Genomic DNA, 13312 nt, shown 5'->3' on the forward strand with positions numbered 1-13312 from the left:
AAGATGAAAGCTGTAATTTTGGCTGGCGGATTAGGCACTCGGCTGAGCGAAGAGACCAGTACCCGGCCCAAGCCTATGGTCGAAATTGGTGGGAAGCCGATTTTGTGGCACATCATGAAGATGTATTCTGCTCACGGCATCAATGATTTTATTATTTGCTGTGGCTACAAGGGTTATGTAATCAAAGAGTATTTCGCCAACTATTTTCTGCATATGTCTGACGTCACTTTCAATATGCGTGACAACACCATGGAGGTGCATGACAAGCGCGCTGAGGCCTGGAACGTGACATTGGTCGATACCGGCGATGATTCCATGACAGGGGGGCGACTGGCCCGAGTTGCCGACTATGTAAAAGATGAAGAGTCCTTCTGCTTTACCTATGGCGACGGCGTTGGCGATATCGATATCAGTGCCACCATTGAGTTTCACAAGGCTCATGGGAAAGCTGCAACGCTGACTGCAACATACCCGCCGGGGCGTTTTGGCGCGCTTGATATTCGCCAGGGACAAGTCCTTAACTTCAAGGAAAAGCCCAAGGGGGATGGTGCCATGATCAATGGAGGCTTCTTCGTCCTGAAACCGGAGGTGCTGAAATACATCACCGGCGACTCCAGCGTATGGGAGCAGGAGCCTCTGATGAACCTGGCTTCGGACAACCAGCTGATGGCCTACGAGCATCAGGGGTTTTGGCAGCCGATGGACACGCTACGTGACAAGCATTTGCTGGAAGAACTGTGGATCTCTGGTAAGGCACCCTGGAAAACGTGGGAGTGAAAATGAAAGCTGCTGTCACTCCCGCCTTCTGGAAAGGTAAAAAGGTCTATCTGACTGGGCATACCGGCTTCAAGGGAAGTTGGCTGTCCCTGTGGTTGCAGAGCATGGGCGCTGACGTAATGGGGTACGCCCTTGCGCCGCCGACGACACCGGCTCTTTTTGAAGAGGCTGGTGTCGAGAAGGGTATGCAGTCCAAGATCGGCGATATCAGAGACCTTCAAGCGATCACGCAAAGCATGATCAGCTTTAATCCGGATATTCTGATTCATATGGCTGCTCAGCCATTGGTCCGCCTCTCTTATAAACAGCCTGTCGAAACCTATGCCACGAACGTAATGGGTACCGTGCACGTACTGGAGGCCGCGCGTCAATGCCCAGATCTGCGCGCAATCGTTAATGTCACCACTGACAAGTGTTACGAGAATCGTGAATGGGAGTGGGGCTATCGAGAAGATGAGCCCATGGGCGGGCACGATCCTTATAGCAATAGTAAAGGCTGCATGGAGCTTGTGACTTCGGCGTACCGCAATTCCTTTTTTGGTAAAGGACAGCCCGTCGCTCTCGCGTCTGCACGTGCAGGTAATGTAATTGGTGGTGGCGATTGGGCTGAAGACCGATTGATTCCGGATATACTCGCCGCGTTCGAAAAGCAGCAGCCGGTAGTTATTCGCAATCCACAGGCGACCCGCCCTTGGCAGCATGTGCTTGAGCCCTTGAGTGGTTATCTGGTACTGGCCGAGAACCTGTGGACGCGCGGCCAGGATGTGGCCCAAGGTTGGAACTTCGGTCCGAAGGATGAGGACGCCCGACCTGTCGACTGGATTCTGGACCACATGGTGAACACTTGGGGGCAGGGTGCAAGTTGGGCCCTGGACCAGAATCCCCAGCCCCATGAGGCTCGCTATTTGAAACTTGATATATCAAAAGCCCGTGCACATTTGCATTGGTCGCCTACTTGGTCACTGGAGACGACGTTGGCGTACATCGTGAATTGGCATAGAGCTTGGCTCAAAGGACATGATGTCCACGACCTTTGTCTCGCAGAAATCAATGCCTACATGGCCGCTATGTCTTCATGCGGCAAGTAACTCAATTATTCAAGCAGGAAATGCCATGACACCCGATATGCTCCGCCAGGAAATCAGTAAACTCGTCGAGCAGTATGCTCAAGTCGCCCTGGCGCCCAAACCTTTCGTCGCCGGCGAAAGCGTTATTCCGCCTTCAGGCAAGGTCATTGGGGCTCGTGAGTTGCAACTGATGGTCGAGGCTTCCCTGGATGGTTGGCTGACCACCGGGCGTTTTAATGCAGAGTTTGAGCGAAAGTTGGCTGAGTTTCTGGGCGTTAAATTTGCGCTGTCGGTCAATTCGGGCTCTTCTGCCAACCTTGTCGCATTCAGTACATTGACTTCCCCTAAGTTGGGTGAGCGCGCGATCAAAAAGGGCGATGAAGTTATCGGTGTTGCCGCAGGTTTCCCGACAACTGTTAACCCGATCGTCCAGTTCGGCGCTATCCCTGTGTTTGTTGATGTTGATATGGCTACGCACAATATTGACGTCAACTTGATCGAAGCGGCTATTACACCAAAAACCAAAGCAATCATGCTCGCCCATACATTGGGCAACCCATTCAACCTAGGCGCGGTCAAGGCAATCTGTGAGAAGTACAACCTTTGGTTGATCGAAGACTGCTGTGACGCATTGGGTGCAACTTACGACGGCAAGCTGGTAGGGACGTTTGGCGATATCTGCACCTTGAGCTTCTATCCTGCCCACCACATCACAATGGGCGAGGGCGGTGCTGTATTTACCAACAGTCCCCAGTTGAAGGTGATTGCTGAGTCGTTCCGAGATTGGGGCCGTGATTGCTACTGCGCGCCAGGTTGTGACAACACTTGCGGCGACCGATTTGGTCAACAATTTGGCAGCCTGCCACAGGGCTACGATCATAAATATGTCTACGCGCACTTGGGCTACAACCTCAAGATTACCGATATGCAAGCCGCCTGCGGCCTTGCGCAGTTGGACCGCGCTCAGGAGTTCATTGATACCCGCAAGCGCAACTATGTGCTGTTGAAAGAGCGTCTGAGCAGCCTGACAGACTTCCTTGAGATCGCCGAGCCGACCCCAAACAGCGATCCTTCCTGGTTCGGTTTCCCAGTAACATTGAAAGAAAGCGCAGGTGTTCAGCGTGTTGATCTTCTAAAGTTCCTGGATCAGAACAATATCGGCTCACGCCTTTTGTTCGCAGGCAACTTGACACGCCAACCGTACTTTCAGGGTATCGAGTATCGGGTAGTGGGTGAACTTACCAATACTGACCGTACTATGAATCAGACTTTCTGGCTGGGTATTTATCCTGGTCTCTGCGAGGAGCAGTTCGAGTACATCGGTGAGAAGCTGGAAGAGTTCTTTGGTATCAATTTTTAAGTTGAGGTGGCATGGTTTATCTTAAGGTTACGTTTGTTGTTTGTGCCGCTTCAGCTGGTGCTCCACCAAACGTATACCTGCCATCGACTTGAATTCAGTTGATACCGTCTACATGAGTGCCGCTAGTGGGCGGGGGCATGATTATTTAAATAACTCCTTATAGCTTATAGTTTAAGGCCGGATATAAAAAACCTTGGCGCGGCGATGAAATGAAAAACAAAGCACTTATAACAGGGGCAACTGGCTTCATCGGCGGAGCACTAGCCCGCAGCCTTCTTAAAAATGGCTGGTCCGTTGCCATAATCATTCGTGATGGATCGGACGCTACGCATATTCAGGATGTGATAAATGAAAGCACCACGCACATATACGATGGTCGAGTAGAGACGCTGATCGATATAATGGCTGATGTTAAGCCAAATGTTGTATTTCATTTGGCTTCCTTGGTGCTCGTCAAGCATGAACCTGCAGATATCGAAAATTTAATTTTTTCGAATATTACATTTGGTACCCAGTTGCTTGAGTCTATGGTTAAGACTGGTGTGGGTAATATTGTTTTTGCAAGTACACTTTGGCAATTTTCAGGAGAGGATGAGTGTCAATCTGTCAATTTGTATGCAGCAACTAAAAAGGCTTTTCAAGTTGTAGTTGATTACTATCATGATGCGTTCGGGATTTCAGCAGTCTCATTGATATTGGCTGACACTTATGGTATAGGGGACAAGCGTCCGAAGCTGATTAATTTTTTAGTCGAGGCTTTGGGGGAGGCGACTGAGTTGAGCATGAGTCCAGGAGAACAGATCATCGACATTTCGCATGTCCGTGATGTAGCTAGATCTTTTGAATTTGCAGCGCTTAAATTATTTAGAAGTACAGAATCGTTGCGTCTTAACCTCGCTGTATGCGGGACTAGAGTTACGGTTAAACAACTAGTCTCCATCGTTGAAACCGTCGGAAAAGGAAAAATAAATGCGGTGTTTGGGGGGCGGCCATATCGCACAAGAGAAATTTTATGCCCTGCCCAGCTCCCTCAGCTCGAGCCGAACTGGGAGAAGGTAGCCCTTGATGATGGAATTCGAGAGTTAATAGAAGCATCTTTAAAAGCACATCTATGAAAAAATATCTAGTTAGTGGTTTGGGTATATCTGACGGTGGCGTTGGACGGCTTATGCGCAAACTTATTGTGCAAAGCGAGGCGGCGGGTTTTATTACTGTGTTGCGTAGAAATCCCAAGCCGATTGGTAAAATGTTGCAAGGAAGACAATACCTAGGTGTTGCTTTCGAAATGGTTTTGCGAATAATTGATAATATTAAATTTGCTTGGAGAGTTTGGGGGATTAGAAAATCTGTAATTTTGTTCGTGCATCCGCAGACTGCTGGCTTTGCTAGGTTATTAAACTTGACTGTAAAAAATAAGATTTATTTTTATGTAATGGATAATAGTTTTTTTTGCATCAGATCGTACAATTTAAATCCTGAGCTGGAAACTGAATGTTTGAGGTGTGTATCGAACTCTGAACTTGCTCTGTCAATGTGTCAACCTTTTCCAGTGAAAATGGATAAGGAAAAAAATCTAAAGTATCTTGAGCAATTGAAAAAGGTAGCTCATCAGATAACTTTTCTTGCTCAAAATTTAAGTCAGGCGGAGCTTGTCCGTGCCCGATTTGGACCTCGTACAAAAGTTAGTATAGTGGGCATGGATACCGGTGAGTTGGAGCAAAGCATTCAAGTAACAAAGTTTGACAAAAACCGGGTAGTGCCCTGCTACGACTTGGTTTTTCATGGGGCTCCTCAATTGGCGAAAGGGATAAAATATTTTATAGAGCTCGCGGAGACACTAGAGCAAGTTACTGCTTTTATTCCAGCGTCAAGAAAAAAATGTGAGCAAGTAATAGGTCGTCCTATTGATGCGAAAAATATTACATTTAGCGAGTGTACATGGGAAACTGGTTTGAAGGATGTTGTTCGAAACGCTGAATTAGTTTTGAATCCGAGTCTTTGGTCTGCTCCTATTGAAGGGGCTCTGCAGAAATCAGTATATTTTGCTAAAAAAGTTGCGGTTGTTGAGAGTGAATTTGGGTATGAAAGAGAGTTTGTGTCGAGTGAAAAGTTTATCCGTCTACCCAGAAATGTTAGTGCTGCAGCGATTGTTGTTCAAGGAGTACTAGAAGGATCGGCTATAAAGTGCGCAGACGAAAGCCAGCTTGGGATTATCTTTCCGAAGCAATCACTTAATATATTTGAAATGATCGTTAAAGGTGAGGTTTGAAAATTGAAGCTGTTGCGAAGGCGAAAGATTAATTTGTACTTGCTTGATATATGGGGTTCTTTGTTTTTTAAAGTGCTTGCAATTGCATGCTCGTTTATTTTATTGCCAATGATGTTGCATTACTTGGGTGGTGCAACATTTGGCGTGTGGGTAGCTATTTTTAGCGTTGTTTCTTGGGTGGTTTTTTTTGATCTCGGATTTGGTAGTGGATTAAGAAATAAGTTAAGTGAGTCACTATCTAAGGGTGACTTGCAGGAATCATCCATATTGATTAGTACTGCCTATGGTTCAATGGGGTTGCTGAGCCTTTTTTTGTATGCGCTTTTCATATGTGCAAATTTTTTTATTGATTGGCAAGCGGTTTTTAGTACAAATGTTGTTTCGCAATACGAGCTGCAATGGTCAATGGCTGTTTTGGCTTTCCTTTTTTTGCTGAACTTCACGTTGTTAATTGTTTTGCAGGTGCTTCATGCATCGAAGAAAACGTTTCTCACTGTAGCTCACCAGTTTCTAGCAAACTTTTTTGCGCTTGTTGCGGTTTTCCTAGCTAAAACTTTGATTGCGCCATCACTGTTTGTGATTTGTTTGCTTTATGGGATATCTCAAGTTGTCACAACGGTTTATATATCATTTATTTTTTATAGAAAGAATTTTAGCCTTGTGCCAAACTTAAGATCTTTTTCCGTGAATAGGATCAAGTTGATAGCTTTTCTTGGAGGGCAGTTTTTTATTATACAGTTGGCCGTGTTAGTTATCTTTAGCACGGATAAGATAATAATTATTAAGCTTTTTGGCCCTGCAGCATTGACGGAATATGAGTTAGTTTTTAAGGCGTATAGTGCTATTTTAATAATTAGCACTTTGTTTCTGACGCCTTTGTGGTCGCGCTACACGCATGCGGCGGCAGAAGAGGATTACTCGTGGATGAGGGGTGCCCTTCGTAGGTCTCATTGGGTATGTGCGATATTGTTTATCCCTTCTATGATTTTATATTTCTTTGGTGCCGACATTGTTTTTTTATGGGCAGGTTATCGCATAGAATCCGGTTCAAGCTTATTTTTGGCTATGTCTATTTTTGTCCTTGTGAGAGTATGGAGTGATATATATGCTTACTTTCTAAACGGTGTAGGCGTTTTGAAAGTGCAGATGTGGTTGGCCGTTGTTCAGGCAGTCATTAATATACCCCTTTCAGTTGCGGTTGCGAAAATATATGGAGTTTCTGGAGTGATATACGGGTCAACATTGACATTGTCTTTGTCAGCGATATTACTGCCCCTGTGTGTATACTGGTATCTGAAAAATAAAAAAAATCTATCGTCGTGATTTTTATCGATTTTTACGAGGCTCTTTGGAGGTGGCTAGATGTTAGGTTTAATGATTGGAGGCGGCCTTGAATAGTAATAAAAAAACTGATACCTCGCAGAGATTAGAAGGGGGTAAAAGACTGGCTGGTGATGATAGTGCCTCTAAGGCGCGGGCTGGGCTACCACTTATCTCGATTGTAACTGTAGTTTTCAATGATGTTAAGAATTTACAGCGAACTATTGACAGTATTTCCTCCCAAAGCTATGAAAATCTTGAGCATATTGTAATTGATGGGTTTAGTTGGGATGGTACGTTGGATGTAATTAAGAATAACTCATCGATTGATTATTGGTTGAGTGAAAAAGATGGTGGTATCTATGATGCGATGAATAAAGGTATAAGTGCGGCGACGGGGCAATGGATAAATTTTATGAATTCTGGTGACGTGTTCTTTAATTCATCAGTTTTAAGTGATGTGTTTAACGGTAATAATTTTTCCGGTAAGGAGATGATATACGGTGATGTAGAAGTTGACTATGGCGAATTTAAGAAAATAAAAAAATCAGGTTCTATTAGTTCTCTCAAGCAAGGTATGCAATTTAGTCATCAGTCGTTGTTTGCCGCCCGATCCCTTCTGGCACCCATGATGTTTGACGTCTCTTATCGTACTGCAGCGGACTATGATTTTATTATCCGTGCGTGGAGACAGGGTGCTACTTTTCATTATGTAAATACTGTTATTAGTAGTGTAAGCAGTGGTGGTGTTTCAGATGTACGGAGGGTTAGCAGCCATCAGCAGCGGGTTAAGATTTTGAACTCCTCTCTGGATTTATCTACCTTTGATAAATTTAAGCTGTGGCTACAGAGTGTTGCTATATTTGCTTCTGAAAAAATTAGATCGATTTTTCCTGCCTGGTTATTGAATTGGATTAGGAAGGTAAAATGATTACTCAAAGTGTCGGTGTTTATATCAGTGTTTTTTTATTTTTTCTGTTGATAATTTTCAATGCTGTTTACATGTTTAAAAAATTTGACTTGGTTTTTGTTTTTGTTAATGTGCATCTTGCCTCAATTGCAATGTTTTTTACGTATCAGTCCGGACTGCTCAACTACATGCAGTGGTGGGAATTGGGTCTGCTGCTTTCTTATATTGGTGGATTTATATTGGGTTTTTTCATTCATTGGATATTATCGCCTGGTTCAGTTAAGGAGTTGAAAGCTCCTAAGAGTGGTCGGAAAATTTTTATTTTAAATTTGGGTGGGTTTTGTTTTTTTATTGCTGCATTTCTGTATGAATTAGCGATGTCTAATTGGATTCCGCCTCTGTTGGCGGTGGATAAGTTGACAGCTTACTATAATTTCCCTAAAACATTTATTCATTATTTAGTTGTTTGTGGGATTGCGGTAAGCGCGGTATTTGTTTTTATTGCTGAGCGATATTCATATCGTAAATTTACATGTTACTTTTTTGTAATTGTTATAGCTGTGTGTCAAATGGCTACGCTTGCGCGCGCTGTTCTTATGACGCAACTTTTTATGGCTGCGTTTATATTTATACGTGAGAGGCAGATTGTATTTCGCTGGCGAAAACTCATATTGGGCGGGGGGCTCGGTCTGGTTATAATTACCGTATTTGGTACCATGCGTACCTCAGCGGATGCTAATGCATTGCTAGAGATTGGTTTGCTCCATGACTGGCCTACTTGGTCTATTCCATTTGCCTGGATTTACCTATATTTTACCACCCCGTTGGAGAATTTCCGTGGATTTCTCGGTTACTATGACCAAGGCTATGGCTTAGGTTTGCATACTTTTATAAAGCCTTTTTTTAATCTTTTACAATCTAAAGATTACTATTATTCCTTGTTTGAGCTGCAGCCCCCCTCGGCGGGCGGGTTTAATACTTATGGCTACTACTTAGAGACATTCATGGATTATGGCTATTTTGGATTTGTGTATACTATGTTTCTTGGATATATTTCTCGACTTCTTGTGATGAGTCGTTCACTTGTCTTTTATCTGTTTTCGTCTTATTGGGTGTATGCAGTTTTTACGTCATCGGTGAATATGTATTTCAATGAGTTTTTCACCTTGGTTTATTTGGTTTATTTTGCCTTGATCGCTCTTTTTTCAAATCTGACGCTGTCCCGTTCCACCGGTTTGCGTTAAAGTTTGCTGTGCTCCTCTATTGTTTTGGAGTCAGCTTAGGGAGTTTAAAATGAAAGTGGGTTTTGACTATCAGATTTTTGCCCTTCAGGCTTACGGGGGTATATCTCGCTATTATGTTAGCTTGGCAGAGGAGCTTAAGTTGATAGGGCATAGCCCAAAAATATTTGCACCCTTTTATTGTAATGAGTATTTGTCCAGCGCCTCGCCGCAGATAGTGGAAGGCCGCCGGTTTGCTAAAAGTAACTCAAAAATCTTGCGATTTACTTTGCCGCTCAATCATTTTATGTCAAACAGAAAAAATAAATTATGGATGCCTGATATAGTTCACGAAACTTACTTCTCAATGTTTAGAACGCCAAATCGCTCCTGTCCTACAGTATTAACTGTATACGATATGGTGCACGAAAAATTTCCTAAAGAATTTTCGAGGTGGGGTAATATTAGTGTCCGTAAACGCTCGGCTGTCGAACGAGCCGATCATGTCATATGTATTTCCGAAAGTACTCGTAACGACTTGATCCAGGAATTTGGTGTGGACGAGTCTAAAGTGTCCGTTGTTTACTTAGGGTTTGACACATTTACCGATGTCAGTGTTAGAACTGACAGTATTGAGGCTTTTCATCGCCCTTATGTGCTATTCGTGGGTAACCGCGCTGGATACAAGAATTTCCATGGTTTTATACGGGCGTTTGCGCTATCGCCTGCATTGAAGGCAGATTTCGACATCGCATGTTTTGGCGGTGGTGCTTTCACGGCGGCGGAGAAGGATCTGATTCGTAGCGTGGGGTTGTCTGAGGAGCGCGTCAGGCATCAGGGGGGTAGCGACAAAGTCCTTGGCGATCTCTACAGTCAGGCAGCAGCATTTGTTTATCCCTCTATGTATGAAGGGTTCGGCCTGCCACCTTTGGAAGCGATGGCCAAAGGTTGCCCTGTTATCGTCAGCCACTCCAGTTCAATGCCTGAAGTGGTGGGAGATGCCGGGTGTTATTTTGATCCGCACTCCATTGAGGATATGTCTTCAGCGATGGAAAAAGTAGTTTTCTCGTCGTCCCTCAGACAATCCTTGGTCAGCGCTGGTTATAATCGTCTGCAAAAATTTTCTTGGGCTTCCTGCGCCGAGAAGACTATGGATGTTTACACTCAAGTGATGAGGTGAGTATTGGACCGTGACCAAAAAGTCGCATTGATTTGCGGCGCAAGTGGGCAAGATGGGTCCTATCTGGCCAAATTTTTGTTGGGCAAAGGCTATGTTGTCTGGGCCAGTTCGAGGGATGCGCAAGGTGCCTCTTTCAGCAATTGGGCTCGCTTGGGAATTCAGCCAGGGCAAATAAAAACACTTTCGATGGTGCCCGAGGATTTCCGCAGTGTTTTTATGGCATTGCGCAAAAGTGATCCGGACGAAGTCTACTATCTCGCTGGCCAATCTTCCGTCGGTTTGTCTTTTGAGCAGCCGGCTGAGACGATTCAAAGCATCACACTTGGCACGCTGAATATGTTGGAGGCCTGCCGGATGGCTGAGCGTCCTGTCAGGCTTTACCAGGCAGGGTCGAGCGAGTGTTTCGGCGATACGCTTGGCGAGGCGGCCAACGAGGCTACGGCACTCAAGCCCTCCAGTCCGTATGCAGTCGCGAAGGCATCTGCCTACTGGTTAGTGGAAAATTATCGGGCGGCCTACAACTTGTACGCGTGCACGGGGATTCTGTTCAACCACGAATCACCATTGAGGCCTACTCGTTTTGTAACTCAGAAGATCATCAGTACGGCCCGTCGTATTGCTAGCGGGTCGACGGAAAAGTTGAAGCTGGGCCGGCTTGATATCTCCCGTGATTGGGGCTGGGCGCCAGAGTATGTCGAGGCCATGTGGCTCATGCTCCAGCAGGACGTTCCCGAGGACTACGTTATCGCAACGGGCATCACAGTAACCTTGCAGGACTTCGTCGCAGAGGTGTTTCGTTGTTTGGACCTCGACTGGAAGGATCACGTTGTGGTGGATGCTGAATTCTTGCGTCCTACCGATTTGTTGGTCAGTCGCGCAGATCCGTCCAAGGCTGAAAGGCAGTTAGGCTGGAAAGCGCGTTATAAAGTTGCAGATGTTGTCAAGGGCATGCTGGGCTAGAAGCTGGTTTATTTAAAAGGAAAATATTATGTCGGTTAAAAAAGCGCTTATCACGGGTATTACAGGCCAGGACGGTTCGTATCTCGCCGAATTCCTGCTTGAAAAAGGTTATGAAGTCCACGGCATCAAACGTCGCGCTTCCTCCTTCAACACCCAGCGTGTGGACCACATCTATCAAGATCCACATGTCGATAATCAGAAATTCGTCCTGCATTATGGCGATCTGACCGATTCGTCCAACCTCACTCGTATCATCCAGGAAGTTCAGCCGGATGAAGTTTACAACCTGGGCGCACAATCCCACGTTGCCGTGAGTTTCGAGTCTCCCGAGTACACCGCCGACGTTGATGCAATGGGCACCCTGCGTATCCTCGAGGCCATCCGTCTGCTCGGTCTTGAGAAAAAAACCAAGTTCTACCAGGCATCGACGTCTGAGCTTTACGGTCTGGTGCAAGAAATCCCTCAGAAAGAAACCACACCTTTTTACCCTCGCTCTCCTTACGCTGTAGCAAAAATGTACGCCTATTGGATCACGGTCAATTACCGTGAGGCTTATGGCATGTATGCCTGTAACGGTATCCTGTTCAACCACGAGTCCCCACGTCGAGGCGAAACGTTCGTAACGCGCAAGATTACCCGCGCGCTGGCAAACATTTCTCAAGGCCTGGAGAAATGCGTGTTCCTCGGCAATATGGATGCGCTGCGTGATTGGGGCCATGCCAAAGACTACGTCCGCATGCAGTGGATGATGTTGCAACAGGACGAGCCTGAAGATTTCGTGATTGCCACAGGTGTCCAGTATTCCGTCCGTGAATTCGTACGTTGGTCTGCTGCGGAGTTGGGCATCAAGTTGCGTTTCGAAGGGACCGGCGTTGACGAAGTCGCGGTAGTCGAAGCGATTGACGGCGATAAAGCCCCGGCACTGAGCGTAGGCGATGTGGTGGTCCGTGTCGATCCGCGTTACTTCCGTCCTGCTGAAGTTGAAACTTTGCTTGGCGATCCGACAAAAGCCAAAACCAAGTTGGGCTGGACGCCGGAAATCACTGTTCAGGAAATGTGTGCCGAGATGGTGCGTGAGGACTTGAAAGTGGCGCAGCGTCATGCCCTGCTCAAGCAGCATGGCCATGAGGTCCCTGTTGCAACGGAGAACTGATCTGTGGCTCGTAATTTGAACGAAGCGGTACTGGTTGTGGGTTATCGAGGAATGGTCGGTTCGGCCATCGTGCGGCGCCTGTCAGCCTTGGGTTATACGAACATTCTGACTCTCGGGCGCGAACACCTTGATCTGCTCGATCAGGGTGCGGTGAGAGCCTATTTTGATGAGCACAAGGTCGACCAGGTATATCTGGCTGCTGCGCGCGTGGGGGGCATTCATGCCAACAACACCTACCCTGCGGACTTCATTTACGACAATCTGATGATTCAGGCAAACCTGATTGAAGCGGCGCATCGCGCGGGGGTACAAAAGCTCCTGTTCCTGGGGTCTTCGTGCATTTATCCCAAGCTCGCCGAACAGCCGATGACTGAGCAGGCTCTGCTGACCGGAACGCTGGAATCGACCAACGAACCTTATGCCATCGCCAAGATAGCCGGGATTAAGCTGTGTGAGAGTTACAACCGTCAGCATGGTCGTGATTATCGCAGCGTCATGCCGACGAACTTGTACGGTCCGCACGATAACTATCATCCGGATAACAGCCATGTAATCCCAGCACTACTGCGTCGCTTCCACGATGCGGTACAGACCGGCGTGGAAGAAGTTGCGATTTGGGGGAGTGGCAAGCCGATGCGTGAATTTTTGCATGTTGACGACATGGCTGCGGCCAGCGTGCATGTCATGGAGCTCGATGGTGAGGTTTATCGCGCGAATACCCAACCAATGCTCTCGCATATCAACGTTGGTACAGGAATCGATTGTACGATCCGTGAACTGGCGGAGACCATCGCCAAGGTTACAGGCTTCAAGGGGACCCTGACGTTTGATGCGAGCAAACCGGATGGAACGCCACGCAAGTTGATGGATGTTTCTCGACTCAAATCCATGGGGTGGCAGGCGAGCATCCAGCTTGAGGATGGTTTGAGAGACGCCTATCAATGGTTTGTCGAAAACCGCTTGGGCGCGCGAAACTGATTGCTTGCGGACAACGCTTGCCTAAGGAGGGGGGCGTTGTCTGAATCAGTCCTGAGTTTGCGATTTGCAATTCCTTGATTTGGTGTCGATCAACAGAGCGTGGCTGTTAGTCATTGTT

12 protein-coding genes are annotated in these 13312 nt (G+C 46.5%); all 12 read left to right on the forward strand.

The annotated features are described in order from the left end of the window. The first annotated feature begins 3 nt into the window (after positions 1–3). The 12 genes from rfbF to fcl all read left to right on the forward strand — a co-directional run bounded on the left by rfbF (position 4) and on the right by fcl (position 13194). A complete protein-coding gene (rfbF, locus tag HRH33_RS09115) occupies positions 4–777 on the forward strand; it encodes a glucose-1-phosphate cytidylyltransferase (protein WP_167416557.1) in 774 nt (257 codons plus the stop codon). A 2-nt stretch (positions 778–779) separates the two neighbouring features. Further along, positions 780–1865, forward strand: coding sequence for a CDP-glucose 4,6-dehydratase (rfbG, locus tag HRH33_RS09120; protein WP_167416558.1), 1086 nt, complete (start codon positions 780–782; stop codon positions 1863–1865). Between the two features lie 25 nt (positions 1866–1890). Beyond that, positions 1891–3204, forward strand: coding sequence for a lipopolysaccharide biosynthesis protein RfbH (gene rfbH, locus HRH33_RS09125; RefSeq protein ID WP_094064536.1), 1314 nt, complete (start codon positions 1891–1893; stop codon positions 3202–3204). A gap of 209 nt (positions 3205–3413) precedes the next feature. Further along, entirely contained in the window at positions 3414–4319 is a 906-nt protein-coding gene (locus HRH33_RS09130; protein ID WP_094064535.1) for an NAD-dependent epimerase/dehydratase family protein, read from the forward strand. Beyond that, entirely contained in the window at positions 4316–5473 is a 1158-nt protein-coding gene (locus HRH33_RS09135; RefSeq protein ID WP_167416559.1) for a hypothetical protein, read from the forward strand. The genes HRH33_RS09130 and HRH33_RS09135 overlap by 4 nt, the downstream gene beginning before the upstream one ends. A 39-nt stretch (positions 5474–5512) precedes the next feature. Next, positions 5513–6796: a lipopolysaccharide biosynthesis protein gene (locus HRH33_RS09140; RefSeq protein WP_167416560.1), complete on the forward strand. Its 1284-nt coding sequence runs from the start codon at positions 5513–5515 to the stop codon at positions 6794–6796. A 67-nt stretch (positions 6797–6863) separates the two neighbouring features. Next, positions 6864–7724, forward strand: coding sequence for a glycosyltransferase family 2 protein (locus HRH33_RS09145; RefSeq protein ID WP_167416561.1), 861 nt, complete (start codon positions 6864–6866; stop codon positions 7722–7724). Beyond that, positions 7721–8947: an O-antigen polymerase gene (locus HRH33_RS09150; RefSeq protein WP_167416562.1), complete on the forward strand. Its 1227-nt coding sequence runs from the start codon at positions 7721–7723 to the stop codon at positions 8945–8947. The genes HRH33_RS09145 and HRH33_RS09150 overlap by 4 nt, the downstream gene beginning before the upstream one ends. Positions 8948–8996: 49 nt before the next feature. Beyond that, a complete protein-coding gene (locus HRH33_RS09155) occupies positions 8997–10103 on the forward strand; it encodes a glycosyltransferase family 4 protein (RefSeq protein WP_094064530.1) in 1107 nt (368 codons plus the stop codon). A 3-nt stretch (positions 10104–10106) separates the two neighbouring features. Beyond that, positions 10107–11063 (forward strand): GDP-mannose 4,6-dehydratase, encoded by a 957-nt coding sequence (locus HRH33_RS09160; protein ID WP_094064529.1) that lies wholly within the window; start codon positions 10107–10109, stop codon positions 11061–11063. Between the two features lie 28 nt (positions 11064–11091). Next, a complete protein-coding gene (gene gmd, locus HRH33_RS09165; RefSeq protein WP_078047517.1) occupies positions 11092–12216 on the forward strand; it encodes a GDP-mannose 4,6-dehydratase in 1125 nt (374 codons plus the stop codon). A gap of 3 nt (positions 12217–12219) precedes the next feature. Then, a complete protein-coding gene (gene fcl, locus HRH33_RS09170) occupies positions 12220–13194 on the forward strand; it encodes a GDP-L-fucose synthase (protein WP_167416563.1) in 975 nt (324 codons plus the stop codon). Positions 13195–13312 lie beyond the last annotated feature (118 nt).

It is taken from the genome of Pseudomonas rhodesiae (assembly GCF_013285305.1).
Lineage (GTDB): Bacteria > Pseudomonadota > Gammaproteobacteria > Pseudomonadales > Pseudomonadaceae > Aquipseudomonas > Aquipseudomonas rhodesiae.